Origin of the sequence: Pseudomonas sp. ES1, from assembly GCF_050586605.1 — a bacterium.
Taxonomy (GTDB): Bacteria; Pseudomonadota; Gammaproteobacteria; order Pseudomonadales; family Pseudomonadaceae; genus Aquipseudomonas; species Aquipseudomonas sichuanensis.
Genome location: NZ_JBOBDM010000040.1, coordinates 1 through 19,010, shown reverse-complemented (window position 1 = coordinate 19,010; position 19,010 = coordinate 1). Strand labels below are relative to the sequence as shown.

Annotated in this window: 16 protein-coding genes; 10 read left to right on the top strand and 6 right to left on the bottom strand. The window is 65.2% G+C overall.

Going from position 1 to position 19,010, the window contains the following annotated elements:
- The first annotated feature begins 40 nt into the window (after window positions 1–40).
- Both ACQ4N9_RS17210 and ACQ4N9_RS17205 read left to right on the top strand, forming a co-directional pair.
- Window positions 41–982 (top strand): AEC family transporter, encoded by a 942-nt coding sequence (locus ACQ4N9_RS17210; protein WP_125465363.1) that lies wholly within the window; start codon window positions 41–43, stop codon window positions 980–982.
- A 51-nt stretch (window positions 983–1,033) separates the two neighbouring features.
- Entirely contained in the window at window positions 1,034–2,395 is a 1,362-nt protein-coding gene (locus ACQ4N9_RS17205; protein ID WP_390968395.1) for an amino acid permease, read from the top strand.
- A 118-nt stretch (window positions 2,396–2,513) separates the two neighbouring features.
- Here the strand turns inward: ACQ4N9_RS17205 and ACQ4N9_RS17200 are convergent, their stop codons facing one another.
- The 6 genes from ACQ4N9_RS17200 to gatC all read right to left on the bottom strand — a co-directional run bounded on the left by ACQ4N9_RS17200 (window position 2,514) and on the right by gatC (window position 7,719).
- Window positions 2,514–2,888 carry a carboxymuconolactone decarboxylase family protein gene (locus tag ACQ4N9_RS17200; RefSeq protein WP_125465361.1) on the bottom strand — a complete coding sequence of 125 codons (375 nt, stop codon included), beginning with the start codon at window positions 2,886–2,888 and terminating at the stop codon, window positions 2,514–2,516.
- A 10-nt stretch (window positions 2,889–2,898) separates the two neighbouring features.
- Window positions 2,899–3,942, bottom strand: a complete 1,044-nt coding sequence (locus ACQ4N9_RS17195; protein ID WP_390968480.1) for a calcium/sodium antiporter — start codon at window positions 3,940–3,942, stop codon at window positions 2,899–2,901.
- Window positions 3,943–4,003: 61 nt separating this feature from the next.
- Window positions 4,004–4,378: a septal ring lytic transglycosylase RlpA family protein gene (locus ACQ4N9_RS17190; protein WP_125860105.1), complete on the bottom strand. Its 375-nt coding sequence runs from the start codon at window positions 4,376–4,378 to the stop codon at window positions 4,004–4,006.
- 129 nt (window positions 4,379–4,507) lie between these two features.
- The gene (gene gatB / locus ACQ4N9_RS17185; RefSeq protein ID WP_125465358.1) at window positions 4,508–5,953 is read right to left on the bottom strand and encodes an Asp-tRNA(Asn)/Glu-tRNA(Gln) amidotransferase subunit GatB; all 1,446 of its coding nucleotides are present in this window, start codon (window positions 5,951–5,953) and stop codon (window positions 4,508–4,510) included.
- Window positions 5,954–5,964: 11 nt separating this feature from the next.
- A complete protein-coding gene (gene gatA / locus ACQ4N9_RS17180; protein WP_390968393.1) occupies window positions 5,965–7,416 on the bottom strand; it encodes an Asp-tRNA(Asn)/Glu-tRNA(Gln) amidotransferase subunit GatA in 1,452 nt (483 codons plus the stop codon).
- Between the two features lie 15 nt (window positions 7,417–7,431).
- The gene (gene gatC, locus ACQ4N9_RS17175) at window positions 7,432–7,719 is read right to left on the bottom strand and encodes an Asp-tRNA(Asn)/Glu-tRNA(Gln) amidotransferase subunit GatC (protein WP_110993452.1); all 288 of its coding nucleotides are present in this window, start codon (window positions 7,717–7,719) and stop codon (window positions 7,432–7,434) included.
- Window positions 7,720–7,927: 208 nt separating this feature from the next.
- Between gatC and mreB the strand changes: the two genes are divergently transcribed.
- The 8 genes from mreB to tldD all read left to right on the top strand — a co-directional run bounded on the left by mreB (window position 7,928) and on the right by tldD (window position 19,003).
- Entirely contained in the window at window positions 7,928–8,965 is a 1,038-nt protein-coding gene (gene mreB, locus ACQ4N9_RS17170; RefSeq protein ID WP_003255163.1) for a rod shape-determining protein MreB, read from the top strand.
- Between the two features lie 215 nt (window positions 8,966–9,180).
- Window positions 9,181–10,167 (top strand): rod shape-determining protein MreC, encoded by a 987-nt coding sequence (gene mreC, locus ACQ4N9_RS17165; protein WP_390968390.1) that lies wholly within the window; start codon window positions 9,181–9,183, stop codon window positions 10,165–10,167.
- The gene (gene mreD, locus ACQ4N9_RS17160; protein ID WP_125465355.1) at window positions 10,167–10,655 is read left to right on the top strand and encodes a rod shape-determining protein MreD; all 489 of its coding nucleotides are present in this window, start codon (window positions 10,167–10,169) and stop codon (window positions 10,653–10,655) included. Before mreC ends, mreD begins: the two co-directional genes overlap by 1 nt.
- 32 nt (window positions 10,656–10,687) lie before the next feature.
- Window positions 10,688–11,287 carry a Maf family protein gene (locus ACQ4N9_RS17155; protein WP_125465354.1) on the top strand — a complete coding sequence of 200 codons (600 nt, stop codon included), beginning with the start codon at window positions 10,688–10,690 and terminating at the stop codon, window positions 11,285–11,287.
- A gap of 53 nt (window positions 11,288–11,340) precedes the next feature.
- A complete protein-coding gene (gene rng, locus ACQ4N9_RS17150; protein WP_125465353.1) occupies window positions 11,341–12,798 on the top strand; it encodes a ribonuclease G in 1,458 nt (485 codons plus the stop codon).
- An 88-nt stretch (window positions 12,799–12,886) separates the two neighbouring features.
- Window positions 12,887–16,696, top strand: coding sequence for a YhdP family protein (locus ACQ4N9_RS17145; protein WP_390968387.1), 3,810 nt, complete (start codon window positions 12,887–12,889; stop codon window positions 16,694–16,696).
- Window positions 16,697–16,709: 13 nt separating this feature from the next.
- The gene (locus ACQ4N9_RS17140) at window positions 16,710–17,561 is read left to right on the top strand and encodes a carbon-nitrogen hydrolase family protein (RefSeq protein WP_125465351.1); all 852 of its coding nucleotides are present in this window, start codon (window positions 16,710–16,712) and stop codon (window positions 17,559–17,561) included.
- 2 nt (window positions 17,562–17,563) lie between these two features.
- Window positions 17,564–19,003 carry a metalloprotease TldD gene (gene tldD / locus ACQ4N9_RS17135; RefSeq protein WP_390968385.1) on the top strand — a complete coding sequence of 480 codons (1,440 nt, stop codon included), beginning with the start codon at window positions 17,564–17,566 and terminating at the stop codon, window positions 19,001–19,003.
- The last annotated feature ends 7 nt before the right edge of the window (window positions 19,004–19,010 follow it).

The following is a 19,010-nucleotide window of genomic DNA, read 5'->3' as shown; positions in this document are numbered from 1 at the left end:
ATGATTAGCCCCCTAACGGCAACTCCCAGGATCAGGCTGCATGCTCGCCCTTCTTATCCAGACACTGAACATCACGGCGCCCGTGTTCGCCATGCTGTTCATGGGCGTGCTGCTCAAGCGCATCCGCGTGATCGACGACAACTTCAGCAAGGTCGCGTCATCGCTGGTGTTCAACGTCTGCATGCCGGCGCTATTGTTCCTTGGCATCTACCACGCCGACTTGGCCGCCGCGGTCAAGCCCGGGGTCATCCTCTACTTCATCGTTGCCACCCTGGTGGGGTTCGGCCTGGCCTGGGGCCTGGCGATCTGGCGCTGCCCGCAGGCGGACCGAGGCATCTACACCCAGGGCGCATTTCGCGGCAACAATGGCGTGATCGGCCTGGCGCTGGCCGCCAGCCTCTACGGCGACTACGGTATCTCCCTCGGCGCGGTGCTGGCCGGGCTGGTCATCCTCATGTACAACTCGCTGTCGGCAGTGGTACTGGCGGTGTACAGCCCGGACCTGAAGTCCGACCCGTGGAGCATCTGCAAGAGCATTCTCAGCAACCCGCTGATCATCAGCGTGCTGCTCGCAACGCCCATGGCCTATGGCCAGGTGCCGCTGCCCAACTGGCTGCTGACCTCTGCCGACTACCTGGCGCAGATGACCTTGCCGCTGGCGCTGATCTGCATCGGTGGCACCTTGTCGCTGGCGGCGCTGCGCGACAGCGGCAGGCTGGCGTTCGATGTGAGCCTGGTGAAGATGGTCTGGCTGCCGCTACTGGGTACCCTGGGCGCCTGGCTCTGCGGTTTCCGCGGGGCCGAGCTGGGCATCCTGTTCCTCTACATCGGCAGCCCCACTGCGGCGGCGAGCTATGTGATGGCGCGGGCGGCCAACGGCAACCACGAACTGGCCGCCTCGATCATCGTGATCACTACACTGATGGCGGCCATCACCACCAATATCGGAATTTTCGTCTTGCAGTGGGGCGGCTGGATCTAGAGCTTGACTGCACACAACACCAACAACACGGCCTCACCTAAAGGACACTTCATGCAAGACCAGAGCACGCCCGAGCGCTTGCAGCGCGGGCTGAAGAATCGCCATATACAGCTGATCGCGCTGGGCGGTGCCATCGGCACCGGGCTGTTCCTGGGCATCGCCCAGACCATCCAGCTGGCCGGCCCCTCCGTGCTGTTGGGCTATGCCGTCGCCGGCCTGATGGCCTTCCTGATCATGCGCCAGCTTGGCGAGATGGTGGTCGAGGAACCGGTGGCCGGCAGCTTCAGCCACTTCGCGCACCACTACTGGAGCGAGTTTGCAGGCTTCGTCTCGGGTTGGAACTACTGGGTGGTCTACGTGCTGGTCGGCATGGCCGAGCTCACCGCCGTGGGCATCTACGTGCAGTACTGGTGGCCGGACTTCCCCACCTGGGCCACGGCGGCGATCTTCTTCGTGGCCATCAACGCCATCAACCTGACCCAGGTGAAGGTGTATGGCGAGATGGAGTTCTGGTTCGCCCTGATCAAGGTGGTGGCCATCGTCAGCATGATCGGCTTTGGCGCCTGGCTGCTGGGCAGCGGCCACGGCGGGCCGGACGCCAGCGTCGCCAACCTGTGGCAATACGGTGGCTTCTTCCCCAATGGCGTGACCGGGCTGATCATGGCGCTGGCGGTGATCATGTTCTCCTTCGGCGGCCTGGAGCTGGTCGGCATCACTGCCGCCGAAGCTGAAAACCCGCGCGAGAGCATCCCCAAGGCCACCAATCAGGTGGTGTATCGCATCCTGATCTTCTACATCGGTGCCCTGGCGGTGCTGCTGTCGCTGTATCCGTGGCAGAAGGTGGTGCAGGGCGGTAGCCCGTTCGTGATGATCTTCCACGAGCTGGACAGCGACCTGGTGGCGACCATCCTCAACGTGGTGGTGCTGACCGCCGCGCTGTCGGTGTACAACAGCTGCGTTTACGCCAACAGCCGCATGCTGTTCGGCCTGGCCTCCCAGGGTGATGCGCCGCGCCAGCTGCTCAAAGTCAGCCGCCGGGGCGTGCCGCTCACCGCATTGGGCGTGTCGGCATTCGCCACGGGGATGTGCGTGCTGATCAACTACCTGATGCCTGGTGAAGCCTTCGGCCTGTTGATGGCCCTGGCCGTTTCGGCGCTGGTGATCAACTGGGCGAGCATCAGCATCACCCACCTGAAGTTCCGCAAGGCCAAGCTGGCGGCCGGTATCACGCCGACCTACCGCAGTTGGGGGCACCCGGTGAGCAACTACCTGTGCCTGGCGTTCATCGTGCTGATTCTGGTGGTGATGTACCTGACGCCACCGATTCGTATCTCGGTGATGCTGATCCCGGCGTGGATCCTGGTGCTGTGGGTGGCGTTCCGCATGAAGAAGCACCGTCAGGCCAAGGCCTGACTTCGGTTGTCGCGTTGGTTTCTTCGCGGGTAAACCCGCTCCCACAGGTGCTGTGCCATCCCAGGGAATGCACAGTACCTGTGGGAGCGGGTTAACCCGCGAAGAGGTTTGTGAGCTCTCAGTTCTGGTAGCTGTCGATTACTTCCTGCGCCGCGCGGAACGCATCGATCGCCGCCGGCACGCCGGCATACACGGCGCAATGCAGTAACGCCTCGCGAATTTCCTCCACCGTGCAGCCATTGTTCAACGCCCCACGCACATGCCCCTTGAGCTCTTGCGGGCACTTGAGCGCGGTCAGCGTGGCCAGGGTGATCAGGCTGCGGGTCTTCAGTGGCAGCCCGTCGCGGGCCCAGACGCTGCCCCAGGCATGTTCGTTGACGAAGTCCTGCAGCGGCTGGGTGAACGCGGTCGCGTTGCCCAAGGCGCGGTCGACGAAGGCATCGCCCATCACCTGGCGGCGAATGCTTTCGCCGGTCTGTTTTGTGTCAGCCATGTTGTTTTCCTTAGTGTTGGCGGCGCCAGGCGCGCACCGTCGTATACAGCAGCACGACGCCGAGCGCTGGCAGAACGTAGAACAGCATCAGGTTTTCCAGGCGCCCGGCCAGGGGCAGCCCGGTGGTGAACGTCACCACGTGCAGGCCGTAGGCCAGGTACAGGCAGAGGAACACCAAGCCCTCGGCGCGGGTCACCCGAAAGCCCGAATAGAACACCGGCAGGCATAGCGCCGCGACTCCGAGCATTACCGGCAGGTCGAAATCCAGGGCGTTGGGCGAGATCGACAGCGGCTCGGGTGCAACCACGGCGGTCAGCCCCAGCACCGCCAGCAGGTTGAACAGGTTGCTGCCGATTACCGTGCCCACGGCCACCTCGCGCTCGCCGCGCAGCGCGGCGATCAGGGCGGCGGCCAACTCCGGCAGCGAGGTGCACACCGCGACCACGGTCAGGCCGATAACCCGTTCGGAGAGCCCGAGGTCGGTAGCGACCTCGACGGCGGCCTGCAGCAGCAGGTGCCCGGCCAGGCTCAGCAGGCCGAGGCCCAGGAAGACCTGCAGCAATACGCCGCTCCAGAAGCGTCCGGCGCCTGTGGCCGGCGTATTCGCTGCCGGGTAGGTGCGCGCATGGTGGCGCGACTGGTGCCGGAGCATCAGCAGGTAGCCGAGCAGGCCGAGCAGCAACAGCGCACCTTCGAAGCGCCCCAGCTGGCCGTTGCCGGCCAGCAGATAGACCAGGCCGCTGGCGGCGATCATCAAGGGAATGTCCAGGCGCACCAGCTGGCGCGACACGCGCAGCGGAATGATCAGCGCGGCCAGGCCGAGAATCACCAGCACGTTGAAGATATTGCTGCCGATCACGCTGCCCACCGCCACATCAGGCGCGCCTTGATAGGCAGCCTGCAGGCTGACGGTGAGTTGCGGCGCGGTACTGCCGAACGCCACCAGGCTCAGGCCGATGATCAGCGGGCGAACATGCAGGCGGGTGGCCAGGCGCAGCGCCGCGCGGACCAGCAGCTCGGCGCCGAGGATCAGCAACAGCAGGCCCAGGCCCAGTTGCAGCAGGCTGAAGGTGGGGAGGGTGGCCAGGTCGAAAATGGCGAGGGCTCCAGTCAGGTCAATCGCTCAGACCTTGTACCCGGACTCGCGCCGTTCCGCTACGGAGCATGCCGATTTTTTCTGCTGCGGCGCGTGACAGGTCAATCAGCCGGCCGCGTGTGTGCGGGCCGCGGTCGTTGATGCGTACCACCACGCTGCGCTGGTTGGCGAGGTTGGTCACCAGCACCCGGCTGCCGAAGGGCAGGCTGCGGTGGGCGGCGGTGAGGCCGTGCTGGTTGAACGGTTCGCCACTGGCGGTGCGTTTGCCGTGGTGGCGGCTGCCGTAGTAGGAGGCGGTGCCGGTTTCGTTGTAACCGCGAGGGTCGATGTCGTGGCTGGCGCAGCCGGCCAGCAGGGCGAAGAGGGTGAGGCTGGTGAGGAAATATTTCTGCAATTTGGAAGCTCCGCCATTGGGGCCGCTGTGCGGCCCTTCGCGGGTAAACCCGCTCCCACAGGTATGTCGCTGTCCTGTGGGAGCGGGTTTACCCGCGAACGAGGGCGAAGCCCTCGCCGCGCTTTCAGGTCACCCTTCGAGCTTGGACTTGAGCAATTGGTTCACTTGTCCCGGGTTGGCCTTGCCTTTGGAGGCCTTCATCGCCTGGCCGACGAAGAAGCCGAACATCTTGCCGCGCTTGGCTTCGTCAGCGGCGCGGTACTGTTCGACCTGGTCGGCGTTGGCGGCGAGCATCTCGTCGAGCATCTTGTCGATCGCGCCGGTGTCGGTGACCTGCTTCAGGCCTTTGCTTTCGATGATGCTGTCGGCATCGCCTTCACCGGCGGCCATGGCTTCGAACACGGTCTTGGCGATCTTGCCGCTGATGGTGTTGTCACGGATGCGCAGCAGCATGCCGCCCAGTTGCTCGGCGCTGACCGGCGACTGGTCGATTTCCAGGCCCAGCTTGTTCAGCAGGCTGCCCAGCTCGACCATGACCCAGTTGGCGGCCAGCTTGGCGTCGCCGCCGATCTTCACCACCTGCTCGAAGTAGTCGGCCTGCTCGCGGCTGGAGGCCAGCACGTTGGCGTCGTAGGCCGACAGGCCGTACTGGCTCTGGAAGCGTTCGACTTTCTGTGGCGGCAGCTCCGGCAGGCCGGCGCGCACGCTGTCGAGGAACGCGGGCTCGATGACCACCGGCAGCAGGTCCGGGTCGGGGAAGTAACGGTAGTCGTTGGCTTCCTCCTTGCTGCGCATGGAGCGGGTCTCGTCCTTGTTCGGGTCGTACAGGCGGGTTTCCTGCACTACCTTGCCGCCGTCCTCGATCAGGTCGATCTGGCGCTGGATTTCGCTGTTGATCGCACGCTCGATGAAGCGGAACGAGTTGACGTTCTTGATCTCGCAGCGGGTGCCGAACTCGGCCTGGCCTTTCGGGCGGATCGACACGTTGCAGTCGCAGCGCAGCGAGCCTTCGGCCATGTTGCCGTCGCAGATGCCCAGGTAGCGCACCAGGGCATGGATCGCCTTGACGTAGGCCACGGCCTCTTTGGCGCTGCGCATGTCCGGCTCGGAGACGATCTCCAGCAGCGGCGTGCCGGCGCGGTTCAGGTCGATGCCGGTGGCGCCGTTGAAGTCTTCGTGCAGGCTTTTGCCGGCGTCTTCTTCAAGGTGCGCGCGGGTCACGCCAATGCGCTTGACGGTGCCGTCTTCCAGGGCGATGTCCAGGTGGCCCTTGCCGACGATCGGCAGGTCCATCTGGCTGATCTGGTAGCCCTTGGGCAGGTCAGGGTAGAAGTAGTTCTTGCGCGCGAACACGTTGCGCGGGCCGATTTCGGCATCGATTGCCAGGCCGAACATGCACGCCATGCGCACGGCTTCCTGGTTGAGCACCGGCAGTACGCCGGGCATGCCCAGATCGACCAGGCTGGCCTGGGTGTTCGGCTCGGAACCGAAGGTGGTGGCGCTGCCGGAGAAAATCTTCGACTGGGTGGCGAGCTGGGTATGAATTTCCAGCCCGATCACAACTTCCCATTGCATGTGTGAATTCCTCAGAAGCCGTTGGGGGCGCGGGTGTGCCAGTCGGTGACTTGCTGGTAACGGTGCGCGATGTTGAGCAGGCGGCCTTCCTGGAAATACGGGGCCAGCAGCTGCACGCCCACCGGCAGGCCATCGACGAAGCCGGCCGGCATCGACAGGCCCGGCAGGCCCGCCAGGTTGGCGGTGATGGTGTAGACGTCTTCCAGGTAGGCGGCGACCGGGTCGCTGCTCTTGGCGCCGAGCCTCCAGGCCGGGTTTGGCGTGGTCGGGCCGAGGATCACGTCGACGTCGTGGAAGGCGGCCACGAAGTCGTTCTTGATCAGGCGGCGGATCTGCTGCGCCTTGACGTAGTAGGCATCGTAGTAGCCGGCCGACAGGGCGTAGGTGCCGACCATGATCCGGCGCTGCACTTCTGCGCCGAAGCCTTCACCGCGCGAGCGCTTGTACAGGTCGGTGAGGTCTTTGGGGTTTTCGCAGCGATGGCCGAAGCGCACGCCGTCGAAACGCGACAGGTTGGAGGAAGCTTCCGCCGGAGCGATCACGTAGTAGGCCGGGATGGCGTGCTGCATGTTCGGCAGGCTGATTTGCTTGACCACGGCGCCGAGCTTTTCCAGCTCCTTGACGCTGGCATGCACCAGTTCGGCGATGCGCGGGTCGAGGCCGGCACCGAAGTATTCCTTCGGCACGCCGATGCGCAGGCCTTGCAGCGAGCCGTTCAGGTTGGCGCTGAAGTCTGGCACTGGCTCGTCGACCGAGGTCGAGTCCTTGGCGTCGAAACCGGCCATGCCTTGCAGCAGCAGGGCGCAGTCTTCAGCGGTGCGGGCCAGCGGGCCGCCCTGGTCGAGGCTGGAGGCATAGGCAATCATGCCCCAGCGCGAAACACGGCCGTAGGTCGGCTTGAGGCCGGTCAGGTTGGTGAAGGCCGCGGGCTGGCGGATCGAACCGCCGGTGTCGGTACCGGTGGTGGCCGGCAGCAGGCGCGCGGCCACGGCCGCGGCCGAACCGCCGGACGAACCGCCAGGCACGTGTTCCAGGTTCCACGGGTTCTTCACCGCGCCGTAGTGGCTGGACTCGTTGGCCGAGCCCATGGCGAACTCGTCCATGTTGGTCTTGCCCAGGCTGACCATGCCGGCTGCGGCCAGCTTGGCGACCACGGTGGCGTCATACGGGGCGGTGAAGTTGTCGAGCATCTTCGAACCGCAGCTGGTGCGGGTGCCGTTGGTGCAGAACAGGTCCTTGTGGGCGATCGGCGCGCCCAGCAGCGCACCGGTTTCACCAGCGGCGCGGCGGGCGTCGGCGGCGCGCGCCTGCTCCAGTGCCTGCTCTTCGGTGACGGTGATGAAACTGTTGAGCTGCGGGTCGAGCTGCTTGATGCGCGACAGCAGCGCGCCGGTCAGTTCTGCCGAGGAGAACGACTTGTCAGCGAGGCCGCGGGCGATCTCGGCCAGAGTGAATTGATGCATGGCAGGCGCTATCCCTTAATCGATGACTTTCGGAACCAGGTACAGACCGTTCTCGGTCGACGGGGCGACGGCTTGATACTGGTCGCGCTGATTGCTCTCGGTGACCTGGTCGGGACGCAGGCGCTGGGTGGTTTCCAGCGGGTGGGCGAGCGGTTCGATGCCTGTGGTGTCGACAGCTTGCATCTGGTCGACCAGCCCGAGAATGCTGTTCAAGGCGTCGGTAATGCGTGGCAGCTCGCCTTCATTCAGGCCCAGACGGGCCAGATGGGCGATCTTTTCCACGTCGGAGCGTTGCAGCGCCATGGGGATCTCCAGGAGGAACGATGAACGGAATTGTCCGCTAACAAAATGAGGAACATGTCAGGATTCTGGCGGTCAAAGGGCCGCGATCATCGGTAGGCATGCTCGGAAAAACAGCCAATTTAACATATTGGCTCCTTGCCCAAAATCCCTGCCATTGTTAGAGTTTGCCGCACTTTTTTACCCACGCTTTCCCCAGGGTCACTTTCCCATGTTCAAGAAACTGCGTGGCATGTTTTCCAGCGATCTGTCTATCGACCTGGGTACTGCCAACACCCTTATTTACGTGCGTGAGCGCGGTATCGTCCTGAATGAGCCCTCGGTTGTTGCCATCCGTACCCACGGCAACCAGAAAAGCGTCGTCGCTGTCGGTACCGAAGCCAAGCGCATGCTGGGCCGTACGCCCGGTAACATTGCGGCCATTCGTCCGATGAAAGATGGCGTGATCGCCGACTTCAGCGTTTGTGAAAAAATGTTGCAGTATTTCATCAACAAGGTTCACGAAAACAGCTTCCTGCAGCCCAGCCCTCGCGTGCTGATCTGCGTGCCGTGCAAGTCGACCCAGGTAGAGCGTCGCGCCATTCGCGAGTCGGCCCTGGGTGCCGGTGCCCGTGAAGTGTTCCTGATCGAAGAGCCGATGGCCGCTGCCATCGGTGCCGGCCTGCCGGTCGAAGAAGCCCGCGGTTCGATGGTCGTCGATATTGGTGGTGGTACCACCGAAATCGCGCTGATCTCGCTCAACGGCGTGGTCTACGCCGAGTCCGTGCGTGTTGGCGGCGACCGCTTCGACGAAGCCATCGTCACCTATGTGCGCCGTAACTACGGCAGCCTGATCGGCGAATCCACCGCCGAGCGCATCAAGCAGGAAATCGGCACCGCCTACCCAGGCGGCGAAGTGCGCGAAGTCGACGTCCGTGGCCGTAACCTGGCCGAAGGCGTTCCACGCGCCTTCACCCTGAACTCCAACGAAGTGCTTGAAGCCCTGCAAGAGTCGCTGGCGACTATCGTCCAGGCGGTCAAGAGCGCCCTGGAGCAATCGCCGCCTGAGCTGGCCTCGGACATCGCCGAGCGCGGCCTGGTGCTGACCGGTGGTGGCGCGCTGCTGCGTGACCTGGACAAGCTGCTGGCCCAGGAAACCGGCCTGCCGGTGATCGTCGCCGAAGACCCGCTGACCTGCGTCGCCCGTGGCGGCGGCCGCGCCCTGGAAATGATGGACAAGCACGCGATGGACCTGCTCTCCAGCGAGTGAGCCCTGACGCTGCCGTTTCATCGCCCGGTTTACAGGTAGCACGCGCAGTGCTACCTGTATGCGCTGGGTTGGCGCCCGTGAGGGCGTCGTTTTCCGTCAATCCGCAAGCAGGCCGGTGCGTTGCCCCATGTTCAGTGACTTCCTGAGTCGTCCGCGAGGAACGGCCCATTAAACCGCTTTTCTCCAAAGGCCCCTCGCTGGGCGTACGCCTGCTCGTGCTGGTGGTGATGTCGATCGCACTGATGGTGGTCGACTCGCGTTTCGACCTGCTCAAGCCCGTGCGCAGTCAGATGGGCCTGGTGTTGATGGAGTCCTACTGGATCACCGACCTGCCGCAGCGCATGTGGCAGGGTGTGGCTGGCCAGTTCGGCAGCCGCACCGAGCTGATCGCCGAAAACGAGAAACTCAAGACCGAAGCCTTGCTGCTGCAAGGGCGCCTGCAAAAGCTGGCGGCCTTGACCGAGCAGAACGTGCGCCTGCGTGAGCTGCTCAATTCCTCGGCGCTGGTCAACGAGAAGGTCGAGGTTGCCGAGCTGATCGGTGTCGACCCCAACCCGTTCACCCACCGCATCCTGATCAACAAGGGCGAGCGCGACGGTGTGTTCCTCGGCCAGCCGGTGCTCGATGCCCGTGGCCTGATGGGCCAGGTGGTCGAGCTGATGCCGTACACCTCGCGGGTGCTGCTGCTCACCGATACCACCCACAGCATTCCGGTGCAGGTCAACCGCAACGGCCTGCGCGCCATCGCCAGCGGCACCGGCAACCCGGAACGCCTGGAACTGCGCCACGTGGCCGACACCGCCGACGTCAAGGAAGGCGACCTGCTGGTCAGCTCCGGCATGGGCCAGCGCTTCCCGGCCGGCTACCCGGTGGCCACGGTCAATGAAGTGATCCACGATTCCGGCCAGCCATTCGCCATCGTCCGCGCCATCCCGACCGCCGCGCTCAACCGCAGCCGCTACATGCTGCTGGTGTTCAGCGACCGGCGTACCCCGGAAGAGCGTGCAACGGAAGCGGCGATTGCCCAGGAAGAAGCCGACCGCCAGGGTGCCGGCCATGGCCAGGCCCCTGCGGCCCCGGCAACGCCAGCCGCGGCCAACGCCGCGCAGCCTGCCGCACCCGCCGCAGCTCCGACACCTGCCGCAAACGTCACGGCCCCGGCCCACCCGGCCGCAGCGCCCGCTCAACCCCGGAGGCAATAATGGCCAGCACCCGTAGCAGAAACGGCTGGGCCATCTGGCTGACCTTTGCCATCGGCCTGTTGCTCAGCGTCTCGCCGATGCCGCAGTTCATGGAAGTGTTCCGGCCCATGTGGCTGGCGTTGCTGCTGGCGTTCTGGACCCTCACCGTGCCCACCAAGGTCGGCATGACCACCGCCTTCGTGCTGGGCCTGGCCGAAGACGTGCTGTACGGCACCTTGCTGGGGCAGAATGCGCTCATCCTTACCCTCATCACGTTCCTCGTGCTGTCGTTGCAGCAGCGCCTGCGCATGTTCCCCATGTGGCAGCAGAGCCTGGTGATCCTGGTGATCTTCGGTATCGCCCAGCTGATCCAGCTATGGCTCAGCGCCCTGACCGGCAACCGCCTGCCAACGCTGGCGTTGGTCTGGTCGGCGGTGATCAGTGCCTTGCTCTGGCCGTGGGTCAGCTTCGCCCTGCGCGGCTTGCGCGTGCGCTTGCATATTCATTGACGCTGCGCCACCACTGACAGGGAGATGTCCACATGCCTCAACTTTACCTGGCCTCCGGTTCGCCGCGTCGTCGTGAACTGCTGACCCAGATCGGCGTGCCGTTCACGGTCGTCAGTGCCCCCATCGATGAAACCCCGTTGCCCGGCGAAGCCCCGGCAGCCTATGTCGAGCGCCTGGCCCAGGCCAAGGCGGTGGCCGGTTTCGCCCACACCGATGGCAACGGCGTGGTGCTGGGCGCGGACACCACGGTGGTGCTCGACGACGAAATCCTCGGCAAGCCAGAAGACCGTGAACATTTCCTGGCCATGCTCGGCGATCTGTCCAAGCGCGAGCACCAGGTGCTCACCGCGGTGGCGCTGACCGACGGCCGGCGCAGCATCAGCCGCTGCGTCAGCACCACGGTGCGCTTTCGCGCCATCTCCTTCGAAGAAGCCCTGCGCTACTGGGCCAGCGGCGAGCCGCTGGACAAGGCCGGTGGCTATGCCATCCAGGGTTTGGGCGCGGTATTCGTCAGCGGCATCGAGGGCAGCTATTCGGCCGTGGTCGGCCTGCCCTTGAGCGAGACCGCCGAGCTGCTGGAGCAATTCGCCGTTGCTGTCTGGCAGCCGCAAGAGGGTTCGACAGCGCGCTAGCCAGCCATCCCGCAGCGATCCATCATTACCGAAAACCTTGACGAGAGCCTGCCATGAGTGAAGAGATTCTGATCAACATCACCCCGATGGAATCACGCGTGGCAGTGGTGGAGAACGGTGTCCTGCAGGAGGTGCACGTAGAGCGCACCCAGCGCCGCGGCATCGTCGGCAACATCTATAAAGGCAAGGTGGTCCGGGTGTTGCCGGGCATGCAGGCAGCGTTCGTCGATATTGGCCTGGAGCGTGCGGCGTTCATTCATGCCTCGGAGATCTCCCTGCGCGAAGGGTCGGCGGTAGAGACCATCACTGCGCTGGTGCATGAAGGGCAGGCACTGGTGGTGCAGGTGACCAAGGACCCCATCGGTACCAAGGGCGCGCGCCTCACCACCCAGTTGTCGATCCCCTCGCGCTACCTGGTGTACATGCCGCGCAGCAGCCATGTCGGCATCTCGCTGAAAATCGAGGAAGAAGCCGAGCGTGATCGCCTCAAGCAGGTGGTCACCGACTGCATGGCCCAGGAAGAGATGAAGGACGCCGGCGGGTTCATCCTGCGCACCGCCGCCGAGGGCGCGCGTGCCGAGGACATTCTCCAGGACATCCGCTACCTGCGCCGCCTGTGGGAGCAGATTGGCTCGCAGATCAAGACCTGCGGCGCCCCTACCGTGATCTATGAAGACCTGGGCCTGGCGCTGCGAACGCTGCGCGACCTGGTCAACGCCAAGATCGAGAAGATCCGCATCGATTCGCGGGAAACTTTCCAGAAGACCACGCAGTTCGTCGGCGAACTGATGCCGGAAATCGCCGATCGCCTCGAGCACTACCCGGGCGAGCGGCCGATCTTCGACCTGTATGGCGTGGAGGACGAAATCCAGCGTGCCCTGGACCGCAAGGTGCCGCTCAAGTCCGGCGGCTACCTTGTGGTCGACCCGGCGGAGGCGATGACCACCATCGACGTCAACACCGGCGCGTTCGTTGGCCATCGCAACCTTGAAGAGACCATTTTCAAGACCAACCTGGAAGCGGCCACGGCCATTGCCCGGCAACTGCGCCTGCGCAACATCGGCGGGATCATCATCATCGACTTCATCGACATGGAAGACGAAGAGCACCAACGCCAGGTGCTGCGCACGCTGGAGAAGCAGCTGGAGCGCGATCATGCCAAGACCAACATCATCGGCATCACCGAGCTGGGCCTGGTGCAGATGACCCGCAAGCGCACCCGCGAGAGCCTCGAACAGGTGCTGTGCGAGCCGTGTGCCGCCTGCCAGGGGCGCGGCAAACTGAAGACGCCCGAGACCATTTGCTACGAGATCTTCCGTGAGATCCTTCGCGAAGCCCGCGCCTACCAGGCAGAGGGCTATCGGGTCCTGGCCAACCAGAAGGTGGTCGACCGGCTGCTGGACGAAGAGTCGGGTAACGTCGCCGAACTCGAGACTTTCATCGGGCGAACCATTCGTTTCCAGGTCGAGTCCATGTATTCCCAGGAACAATATGATGTGGTGCTGCTCTGACCGTCACTGAACCTATCTGCCCCAGGGACGGGCTGGCAAAGCGCTATTCAGCGGCCATAGTTAGTGGACGACTTGGAGGGCCTTGGCCATGGAGCGTCTGACCCGCGTTCTGAGCGCCTTGACCCGCTGGGGGTTGGCAATTTGCGCCCTGCTGGCGGTGCTGGTGGCGCTGTACGTCAGCCTCGGTCGGCAACTGATACCGCTGGTCGCCGAATACCGTGCGGACGCCGAACTCAAGGCCGAACAGGCCTTGGGCCTGCCTGTGCATGTGGGGGCGCTGGAAGGCCGCTGGAGCGGCCTGGCCCCGGTCCTGCGGGTGCGCGATCTGCAACTGGGCGAAGGCGCCGCCGCGCTGCGCCTGGACGACGTCAAGCTGGTGCCGGACCTGTGGGCCAGCCTCAAGGCGCGCGAAGTGCGCCTGGCGCGCATCCAGCTTGGTGGCCTGCAGTTGATCCTGCGTGAAAACGAGCAGGGCGCTTGGGCCCTGGAAGGCTTGCCGCACAAGGATGATGCGCCGCTCGACCCGGCAGATGCCCTCAAGCGCCTGCGCCAGTTGGGCCGGGTCGACCTGTTCGACAGCCAGGTTACCTTGCACCCGTGGCAGCGCGAGCCCCTTACCCTCACCTATGTCAGCCTCGGCCTGCAGGCCGGTGCCTCGCGCCAGAGCCTGGACCTGCGAGCCACCTTGCCCGATGGCCAGCCGCTGGCCGTCAGCCTGCGCAGCCGGGCCACGGCCAAGGCCTGGCGCGATGGTCAGGTCGAAGCCTACCTCAGCCTGCCGCAGAGTGACTGGGCGCGCTGGCTGCCGCCGCGCCTGCTGGGCCAGTGGCAAGCCGATACCCTGCGGGCCGGCGGGGAGTTCTGGGTCGACTGGAGCCAAGGCCAGCTGCAAAGCGCCGTGGTGCGCCTGAATGCACCGCAACTCAAGGGCGCCTACAGCGAGCGTAAAGCGGTCGCCCTCGACAACGTGGCGTTGTCGGCCTGGTTCCAGCGCCGCAGCGAAGGTTTCGATGTGGCCGTGGACTCGCTTGCCGCGAGCATCGGCAAGACCCGCTGGGAGTCTCACCTGCAACTGGCGCAGCGCACGGGACAGACGCCGGCCGAGGAGTCCTGGCAGGTCCAGGCCGATCGCCTCGAGCTGACGCCCCTGACCCCGTTGATCGACGCCCTGGCGCCGCTGCCGGACAACCTCAAGGCCGTGGTCGATGCCCTCAAGGTCACGGGTGCCTTGCGTAATGTGCGCCTGGATATCCGCCCCAAGGCCGAAGGCGACCAGCGTGTGCAGTTCGCCGCCAACCTGGAGAAGGTCGGCTTCGATGCCTACCACGGAGCGCCTGCGGCCGGTAATGTCAGCGGCGCCATCAGCGGCGACCTGGGCCAGGGTGAGCTGCGCCTGGATACCGAGGCGTTCATGCTGCACTTGTACCCGATCTTCGCCAAGCCCTGGCATTACCAAAAGGCCAATGCCCGCCTGACCTGGAAGCTCGACAAGGAAGGGTTCACGCTGATCGCCCCCTACATCAAGGTGCTGGGCGAGGAGGGCAAGATCGCGGCTGACTTCCTGATCCGGCTGCTGTTCGAAGAGGGCCGCGAGGACTACATGGACCTGCGTGTCGGCATGACCGAGGGTGACGGCCGCTACACCGCCAAGTACCTGCCCGAGGTGCTCAGCCCGGCGCTCGACGAATGGCTGCGCAGTGCCGTCGTCAAGGGCAACGTCGACGAGGGCTACTTCCAGTACCAGGGTTCGCTCAACCACGGCGCGCCGCCACATGCCCGCGACATCAGCCTGTTCTTCAAAGTGCATGACGCGGCACTGGACTTCCAGCCGGGCTGGCCGCAGGTGCAGCAGGTGGACGGCGATGTATTCATCGAAGACACCGGCGTTCGCGTCAATGCCCGCAGTGGCATGCTGCTCGACACCAAGGTCAGTGATGTCCGCGTCAACATTCCACATGTCGACGCGGGGCAGCACAGCCACCTTTACCTGGATGGCGATTTCGACGGCAGCCTCGGCGATGGCCTGAAGATTCTCAAGGAAGCCCCCATCGGCACGGGGGCGATCTTCGCTGGCTGGGAAGGCGAGGGGCCGCTCAAGGGCAAGCTCAAGCTGGACATTCCCCTGGAGCATGGCCAGCGGCCCAAGGTGCTGGTGGACTTTGCAACCGCGAACGCCACGCTCAAGGTGGCGCCGCCAACCCTGGAGCTGAGCCGCCTCAAAGGTGATTTCAGCTTCGATTACGACAAGGGGCTGAGCGGCAAGGACATTGCTCTGCAGGCGTTCGGCAAACCGGTCACGGCGCAGATTGCCGCCGAAGGCAAGGACGGGCAGATCCAGAGCCGCATCACCGCCAATGGCCAGGTGGGCCTCAAGGCGCTGACCGACTGGCTGCAGTTCCAGCAGGCACTGCCCGTTTCGGGTGAGCTGCCCTACCAGTTGCAATTGCTGCTGGGCAGCCGCGATAACCGTCTGACCGTCAACTCCTCGCTCAAGGGCCTGGCCATCGACCTGCCGGCGCCATTCGGCAAGGCGGCCTCGGATATCCGCGACAGCCGCTTCAGCCTGACCTTGCAAGGCCCGGAGCGGCGTATCGACGCAGCTTATGCAGACCTGGCCCGCTTTGCCTATGCCGCGCCCGCCGACAAGCTTGGCCAGGGCCGTGGCGAACTGCTGTTGGGCAGCGGTGAGGCCAACCTGCCCGGCGGCCAGGGCTTGCGGGTCCGCGGACACCTCGAAACGCTGGACCTGGCCCCCTGGCAGGCACAGATGTCGAGCCTGGCCGGCCAGGACCCAGGCGGCAGTGCCCGGCAGAACCTGCAAGGCGTCGACCTGAGCATCGGCCAGCTCAAGGCTTTCGGCATGGACCTCAACCAGGCCGTGGTGCGCCTGGCGCGCAGCGGCCCAGCCTGGGACCTGCGCCTGGACAGCAAGGAAGTCATTGGCAATGCACGTATTCCCGATGCCAAGGGTGTGCCGCTCACCATCCGCTTGCCATCGCTGCGCCTGCCGCCCGCTGATCCAAGTGTGACCGCGCCGGAGAAGGCCCCGGACCCGTTGGCCAGCGTCGATCCACGCAACGTGCCGCCGCTGGACCTGACCATCGACAAGCTGTATCGGGGCGACGACCTGTTCGGCAGTGCAACCCTGAAACTGCGCCAGGTGCCCCGTGGTATCGCCCTCAGCGACGTCGATCTGGACCTCAAGGGCCTGCACATCGACGGCAGCGGCGGCTGGGAAGGTGAACCGGGCAACACGTCGAGCTGGTACAAGGGGCGCCTGGACGGCAAGAACCTGAGCGACGTGCTCAAAGCCTGGGGCTTTGCGCCCACCGTGACCAGCCGTGACTTCCGCATGGACGTGGACGGCCGCTGGCCGGGTTCGCCTGCCTGGGTGAGCCTCGATCGCTATTCGGGCAGCCTCGACGCGGCGCTGCGTTCTGGCCAGTTCGTCGAGGTCGAAGGCAGCGCCCAGGCCCTGCGGGTATTCGGCCTGCTCAACTTCAACTCGATTGGCCGGCGCTTGCGCCTGGACTTCTCCGACCTGTTCAGCAAAGGCCTGGCCTACGACCGGGTGAAAGGCCTGCTGGTGGCGAGCGAGGGGGTGTACGTGACCCGCGAGCCGATCACTGTCACCGGCCCGTCGAGCAACTTCGAGCTCGATGGGACCCTGGATCTGGCGCGCGATCGGGTCGACGCCAACCTGATGGTGACGCTGCCGGTGACCAACAACCTGCCGCTCGCCGCGCTGATCATTGGTGCGCCGGCGGTGGGTGGGGCACTGTTCCTGGTCGACCGCCTGATCGGCGACCGTGTGGCGCGTTTTGCCAGCGTGCATTACCGCGTCGAGGGGCCGGTGAAAGAGCCTAAAATCACCTTTGTGAAACCTTTTGATAAATAAGCCCGGGGTTGCGATGACGTCAGCAGTGATCCAGATGGTCAGCCAGGACGATGTGCTGGCCAACCTGCAACGTGCCACTGCGCTGCTTGAGCAGGCCGCTGCCGGCGGCGCGCGGCTGGCGGTGCTGCCGGAGAATTTCGCGGCCATGGGCCGGCGCGACGCTGCCGCCATCGGGCGGGCCGAGGCCCTGGGCGAGGGGCCGATCCTGCCGTGGTTGAAACGCACGGCCCGCGACCTCAAGTTATGGATTGTCGCCGGCACGTTGCCGCTGCCACCGGTTGGCCAGCCTGAGGCAAAGTCCCACGCCTGCTCGCTGCTGATCGATGAGCACGGCGAGATCGCTGCGCGCTACGACAAGCTGCACCTGTTCGACGTGGATGTGGCCGACAACCGTGGCCGCTACCGCGAGTCGGATGACTACGCCCATGGCAGCCAGGTGGTGGTCGCCGATACGCCAGTGGGGCGCCTGGGCTTGTCGGTGTGCTACGACCTGCGCTTTCCAGAGCTGTACAGCGCCCTGCGCGCAGCCGGTGCCGAGCTGATCAGTGCACCGGCGGCGTTCACCGCGGTGACCGGCGCGGCGCACTGGGAAGTGCTGATCCGTGCGCGGGCCATCGAGACCCAGTGCTATGTACTGGCCGCCGCCCAGGGCGGCATGCATCCAGGGCCGCGGGAAACCCACGGCCAGGCGGCGATCGTCGACCCTTGGGGGCGGATCGTCGCGCAACAGGCGCGTGGCGAAGCAGTCTTGCTGGCCACGCGCGACAGCGAAGAACAGGCGTCCATCCGGGCGCGCATGCCGGTGGTTACCCACCGGCGCTTTTTCCCGCAGGACGCATTGCGGCCTGCGCAGACCTCGGAGTGACTATGAGCCAGATGTTATCCACCGTCAGTGAGCAGCTCCTGGCCCCGGGCGGATTGACCCTCGACAGCTTGCAGACGGTGCTCGGCGAGTTGGCGGGCCCCGGTATCGACGCGGCAGACCTGTATTTCCAGGGCCAGATTTCGGAAACCTGGGCGCTGGAAGATGGCATCGTCAAAGAAGGCAGCTTCAACCTCGACCAAGGCGTGGGCGTGCGTGCCCAGTCCGGTGAGAAAACCGGCTTTGCCTACAGCAATGCGATCAACCTGGAAGCCCTGACCTCGGCCGCCCGCGCCGCCCGCTCGATCTCCCGCGCCGGGCAGAACGGCACGGTGCAGGCGTTCCGCAGCCAGGACGTGACCGCGCTGTACGCAGCGGACAACCCCCTGGACGTGCTCAGCCGTGCCGAAAAGGTCGAGTTGCTCAAGCGCGTCGACGCCGCCACCCGTGCGCTCGATCCGCGGATCCAGCAAGTCAGCGTGAGCATGGCCGGGGTGTGGGAGCGCATTCTGATTGCCGCCGCCGACGGCAGTCTGGCTGCCGATATTCGGCCGCTGGTGCGTTTCAACGTCAGCGTGATCGTCGAGCAGAACGGCCGTCGCGAGCGCGGCGGGCAGGGCGGTGGCGGGCGTACCGACTACCGCTATTTCACCGAAGAACGGGTGATGGGCTATGCCCGCGAAGCGCTGCGCCAGGCGCTGGTCAACCTTGAAGCGATCCCTGCTCCGGCCGGTACCCTGCCGGTGGTGCTGGGCTCGGGCTGGTCTGGCGTGCTGCTGCATGAAGCGGTCGGCCATGGCCTGGAAGGCGATTTCAACCGCAAGGGCAGCTCGGCGTTCAGCGGGCGCATCGGTGAGCAAGTGGCGTCGAGCCTGTGCACCATCGTCGACGACGGCACCCTGGAAGGGCGCCGTGGTTCGCTGAGCGTCGATGACGAAGGCACCCCGACCGAGTGCACCACGCTGATCGAGAACGGCATCCTCAAGGGCTACATGCAGGACAAGCTCAACGCCCGCCTGATGGGCATGGCGGTGACCGGTAACGGCCGTCGCGAATCCTACGCTCACCTGCCGATGCCGCGCATGACCAACACCTACATGCGTGCTGGCGACAGCGACCCGCAGGAGATCATCGCCTCGGTGAAGAAGGGCATCTATTGCGCCAACCTCGGCGGTGGCCAGGTGGACATCACCAGCGGCAAGTTCGTGTTTTCCACCAGCGAGGCCTACCTGATCGAGGACGGCAAGATCACCGCGCCGGTCAAGGGCGCGACGCTGATCGGCAATGGCCCGGAGGCGATGAGCCGGGTGTCGATGGTCGGCAACGACCTGGCACTGGACAGCGGCGTGGGGACGTGCGGGAAGGATGGGCAGTCGGTGCCGGTGGGCGTAGGCCAGCCGACCCTGAAACTGGACGCCATTACCGTGGGCGGTACGGGCGCTTGATGAACGA

Excerpts from the sequence above, each read along its gene's own strand:
- ACQ4N9_RS17210 (WP_125465363.1), top strand. The coding sequence starts at position 41 with ATGCTCGCCCTTCTTATCCAGACACTGAACATCACGGCGCCCGTGTTC.
- ACQ4N9_RS17205 (WP_390968395.1), top strand. The coding sequence starts at position 1,034 with ATGCAAGACCAGAGCACGCCCGAGCGCTTGCAGCGCGGGCTGAAGAAT.
- ACQ4N9_RS17200 (WP_125465361.1), bottom strand. The coding sequence starts at position 2,888 with ATGGCTGACACAAAACAGACCGGCGAAAGCATTCGCCGCCAGGTGATG.
- gatB (WP_125465358.1), bottom strand. The coding sequence starts at position 5,953 with ATGCAATGGGAAGTTGTGATCGGGCTGGAAATTCATACCCAGCTCGCC.
- gatA (WP_390968393.1), bottom strand. The coding sequence starts at position 7,416 with ATGCATCAATTCACTCTGGCCGAGATCGCCCGCGGCCTCGCTGACAAG.
- gatC (WP_110993452.1), bottom strand. The coding sequence starts at position 7,719 with ATGGCGCTGCAACGCTCCGACGTGGAAAAGATCGCCCATCTGGCCCGT.
- mreB (WP_003255163.1), top strand. The coding sequence starts at position 7,928 with ATGTTCAAGAAACTGCGTGGCATGTTTTCCAGCGATCTGTCTATCGAC.
- mreD (WP_125465355.1), top strand. The coding sequence starts at position 10,167 with ATGGCCAGCACCCGTAGCAGAAACGGCTGGGCCATCTGGCTGACCTTT.
- ACQ4N9_RS17155 (WP_125465354.1), top strand. The coding sequence starts at position 10,688 with ATGCCTCAACTTTACCTGGCCTCCGGTTCGCCGCGTCGTCGTGAACTG.
- rng (WP_125465353.1), top strand. The coding sequence starts at position 11,341 with ATGAGTGAAGAGATTCTGATCAACATCACCCCGATGGAATCACGCGTG.
- ACQ4N9_RS17145 (WP_390968387.1), top strand. The coding sequence starts at position 12,887 with ATGGAGCGTCTGACCCGCGTTCTGAGCGCCTTGACCCGCTGGGGGTTG.
- ACQ4N9_RS17140 (WP_125465351.1), top strand. The coding sequence starts at position 16,710 with ATGACGTCAGCAGTGATCCAGATGGTCAGCCAGGACGATGTGCTGGCC.
- tldD (WP_390968385.1), top strand. The coding sequence starts at position 17,564 with ATGAGCCAGATGTTATCCACCGTCAGTGAGCAGCTCCTGGCCCCGGGC.